Annotated in this window: 5 protein-coding genes; all 5 read left to right on the top strand. The window is 73.7% G+C overall.

What is annotated here, in order from left to right:
- The coding region (locus tag ACFU99_RS37160) for a DsbA family protein (RefSeq protein WP_384401130.1) at positions 1–361 on the top strand (361 nt) is incomplete at its 5' end.
- 68 nt (positions 362–429) lie between these two features.
- Positions 430–1,080 (top strand): NAD(P)-dependent oxidoreductase, encoded by a 651-nt coding sequence (locus ACFU99_RS37155; protein WP_384401127.1) that lies wholly within the window; start codon positions 430–432, stop codon positions 1,078–1,080.
- A 90-nt stretch (positions 1,081–1,170) separates the two neighbouring features.
- A complete protein-coding gene (locus tag ACFU99_RS37150; RefSeq protein WP_384401124.1) occupies positions 1,171–2,010 on the top strand; it encodes an SRPBCC family protein in 840 nt (279 codons plus the stop codon).
- A 244-nt stretch (positions 2,011–2,254) separates the two neighbouring features.
- The gene (locus ACFU99_RS37145) at positions 2,255–3,076 is read left to right on the top strand and encodes an aldose 1-epimerase (protein ID WP_384401121.1); all 822 of its coding nucleotides are present in this window, start codon (positions 2,255–2,257) and stop codon (positions 3,074–3,076) included.
- 57 nt (positions 3,077–3,133) lie between these two features.
- Positions 3,134–3,673: an orotate phosphoribosyltransferase gene (gene pyrE, locus ACFU99_RS37140; RefSeq protein ID WP_384401118.1), complete on the top strand. Its 540-nt coding sequence runs from the start codon at positions 3,134–3,136 to the stop codon at positions 3,671–3,673.
- Positions 3,674–3,680: the final 7 nt, after the last annotated feature.

The following is a 3,680-nucleotide window of genomic DNA, read 5'->3' as shown; positions in this document are numbered from 1 at the left end:
AGTGCTGGACTCCGCCGACGCCGCCACCGCGCTCGCCGCGCTGCGGCAGCAGGCGCCCGAGCGGACGCTGGAGATCGCGGGCGCCTTGCAGACCGCCTGGTACCGCGACGGACGCCCGCTGTCCGAACCGGCGACCGTGGCCGGCGTCGCCACCGCCCTCGGCCTGGACGCCGGCGCGGCGTCCGCCGCCTACGCGGACCCGGCGACGCGGCGGGCGGTCGAGGAGGAGTTCCGGGAGGTCCGCCGGCTCGGCGTCGAGGGCTTCCCGACGCTGCTGCTGCACACCCCCGGCGGGGTGCGGCGGATCGGCGGTCCGATGTCCTCCGCGGACGACCTCACCCACGCACTCGACCAGCACTGACGCCGTCCGTTCGCGCGGCCGGCCCATAGCGACACCATCGTTCGACCATCGTTTAGGAGACACCCCTCATGGCCAAGATCGCTCTCTTCGGAGCCAACGGCACCATCGGCAGCCGCGTCCTGCGCGAGGCGCTGGACCGGGGCCACCAGGTCACCGCCGTCGTCCGGGACCCCGCGAAGATCACCGAGACGCACGAGCGGCTCACCGTCACCACCGGCGACGTCCTCGACCCGGCGTCGGTCGCCGCCGTGGCCGCCGGGCAGGACGTGCTGATCAGCGCGGTCGGCGGCGGCGACGGGCCGGGCCACCTCGCGACCATCGAGCCCGCCGCGCGGGCGCTGGTCGGCGGCCTGCGGACGCTCGGCGACGCCGCGCCGCGGCTGATCACGGTCGGCGGCGCGGGCTCCCTGCGCACCCCCGACGGCAAGCAGGTCTGGGACGCGGAGGGGCTGCCGGAGTTCCTGCTCCAGATCATGCACGCCCACGGTGACGCCCTGGACTTCTACCGGACCGTCGGCGACGTCCGCTGGACCAACGTCAGCCCCGCCGCGACCATCGAGCCGGGCGAGCGCACCGGTACGTACCGCACCGCGCTCGACGACCTCGTCACCGACGCCGAGGGCAAGAGCCGGATCTCCGCCGAGGACTACGCGGTGGCGCTCGTCGACGAGGCCGAGAAGCCGCAGCACACGGGTGAGCGCTTCACGGTCGCCGACTGACGTCGGCGGGGCCGGGCGCGGCGGGGCGCGGCGGGAAAGTTCCGTCGGGCGCGGCACTCGCCGGAGCCATGGTGGGTAGGCTCGGTGGCTATGGAGCATGAGGTGTTCGTTCCGTTTTCCGCCGACGCCGTCCGGCAGGCCCTCTCGGACCCGGCGCGGGTCGCGCGCTGCCTGCCGGGGTTCCAGGAGGACGCCGACGCGGCGGCGGGCGGCCCGCTCGCCGGGCGGCTGCGCCTGCGGATCGGCGGCTCCACCATCACCTACCGCGGCACCCTGCGCGTCGCCGAGCGCTCCGGTGCGTACGAGTTCACCGGCGAGGGCACGGAGGCGCGCGGCTCCGGCGAGGTCTCGCTCACGCTGACGCTCACCCCGGCGGCGGCGCCCGGCGGCACGCGGCTGAGCTGCGCGGGAACGGTACGCAGCGGCGGCCGGCTCGCGGACATCGACCCCAAGACGGCCGAGACGGCGGCGCGGCGGCTGCTGGACCGGTGGGGCGACGCGTTGTCCGCCGACCTGGCCGAGTCCGGTGCCGATGCCGATGCCGATGCCGCTCCGCGGAAGCCGAGCGTCTTCGAGACGGAGGTTCCGCCGCCGTCGCTGGACGCCGACGATGTCGGTGACGTCGGCGATACCGACGACGTCCTGGAGCCGAGCGATTCGCTGGGGGAGGACGAGGAGGAGAGCATCGTCGCCTCCGTCGCCGTGCCCGCGCCCGGCGAGCCGCCGGCCGAGGCCGCGCACGCGCGCCGCACGATGATCGGCCGCAGCGCGGAGGAGGTCGACCACGCCCCGCCGCGGGGCCGTTACGCCCCCGTCCCCGCCCCCGAAGCCCTCGCCTCCACCGCCACCCTCCGCTGGGCCGCTCCCGCCGCCGCCGTAGTACTCGCCTCAGCCGTAGTAGTGGGCCGAGTACTCCGCCGCCGCAAGTAACCACCCGCGCCCGCAGGGGAGCGGGGAACTGCGTGCTCAGCCACGATGCTCCCGCAGTCAACGCACCTGCCATGGGCCCTGAAGGGGCGCGGGGAACGGCGCGCTCAGCTACGACGCTCCCGCAGCCAACGCTCCGGCCATGCTCCCCCAAGGGGCGCGGGGAACTGCGCGACAGACCACGACGCACCCGCAGTCGAAATACCCAGCTTCCAGCGGAGCGCCCTGGTGGACCTAGGGTCGAGGCGTGAGCACCCATGACACGACCGAAACCGCGCCAAAGGCGCAAGAGGTACGACTGGCGGCAGGCGGTGCCGAGCTGACCGTGCTGCCCGAGAACGGCTGCCGCATCGGCAGCCTCCGCATCGACGGCACGGAAGTGCTGCGGCAAGGCGCGAAGTACGGCTCGTTCCCGATGGTGCCGTGGTGCGGCCGTACGGAGCTGGGCGTGTTCCGCAATGGCGGTGAGCGCCACCAACTGCCGGTCAACTCCCCGCCGCACGCCATCCACGGCACCGGACGGGACACCGCCTGGCGCACGGCCCGCAAGGATGGCTCCTCCGCCGCCTTCACCTACGACCTCGTCGAACCCTGGCCCTACCCCGGCCGGGTCACCCAGCTGGTCGAGCTGGCCCCGAACGCGGTGACGCTCACCATGAGCGTCGAGGCAGCCAGTGACTCGTTTCCGGCGCAAGCCGGCTGGCACCCCTGGTTCCTGCGGAACCTCGGCGGCGAGGACGCCCGTATCGACTTCGCCCCCGACTGGCAGGAGGAGCGCGGGGACGACCACCTGCCGACCGGCCGCCGCATCGACCCGCTGCCCGGCCCCTGGGACGACTGCTTCGGGATGGCCGACGGCGTCGATGTCACGCTCACCTGGCCGGGGCAGCTGGAGCTGAAGGTGACCAGCCGCTCCGAGTGGGTCGTCGTCTACGACGAGCAGCAGGAGGCCGTCTGCGTCGAGCCGCAGTCCGGGCCGCCGAACGGTCTGAACACCCTGCCGCGCCTGGTCACCCCGATCGACCCGCTGGAGATCTCCACGACGTGGACCTGGCGGACGCTGTCCTGAACGGGAGTGGGCGGTGGGCAGGGCGAGCGCCCGACGCATGACCGTAAGCTCATCGGTATGAGCGACGTGCGTGACGACCTGCTGCGGCAGATCAAGGACAAGGCCGTGGTCCACGGCAAGGTGACTCTCTCCTCCGGGCTGGAGGCCGACTACTACATCGACCTGCGGCGGATCACCCTGGACGCCGAGGCCGCCCCGCTCGTCGGCCGGCTCATGCTGGACCTGACGGCCGATCTCGACTTCGACGCGGTCGGCGGGCTGACCCTCGGCGCCGACCCGGTGGCCGCCTCGATGCTGCACGCGGCCGCCGCGCGCGGCCGCAAGCTGGACGCCTTCGTGGTGCGCAAGGCGCAGAAGACGCACGGCATGCAGCGCCGCATCGAGGGCCCGGACATCAAGGGCCGCCGAGTGCTGGTGGTCGAGGACACCTCCACCACCGGAGGCTCCCCGCTGACGGCCGTCGAGGCGGCCCGCGAGGCGGGCGCGGAGGTCGTCGCCGTCGCGACGATCGTCGACCGTGGCGCCGTGTCGGCCATCGAGGACGCCGGGTTGCGGTATCTCACGGGTTACTCTCTGGCCGACCTCGACCTGGGCTGACCAGCAC

Origin of the sequence: Streptomyces sp. NPDC057654, from assembly GCF_042800135.1 — a bacterium.
Classification (GTDB): Bacteria; Actinomycetota; Actinomycetes; order Streptomycetales; family Streptomycetaceae; genus Streptomyces.
This window is presented reverse-complemented; position numbering and strand designations above follow the sequence as displayed.

Excerpts from the sequence above, each read along its gene's own strand:
- pyrE (WP_384401118.1), top strand. The coding sequence starts at position 3,134 with ATGAGCGACGTGCGTGACGACCTGCTGCGGCAGATCAAGGACAAGGCC.
- ACFU99_RS37155 (WP_384401127.1), top strand. The coding sequence starts at position 430 with ATGGCCAAGATCGCTCTCTTCGGAGCCAACGGCACCATCGGCAGCCGC.
- ACFU99_RS37150 (WP_384401124.1), top strand. The coding sequence starts at position 1,171 with ATGGAGCATGAGGTGTTCGTTCCGTTTTCCGCCGACGCCGTCCGGCAG.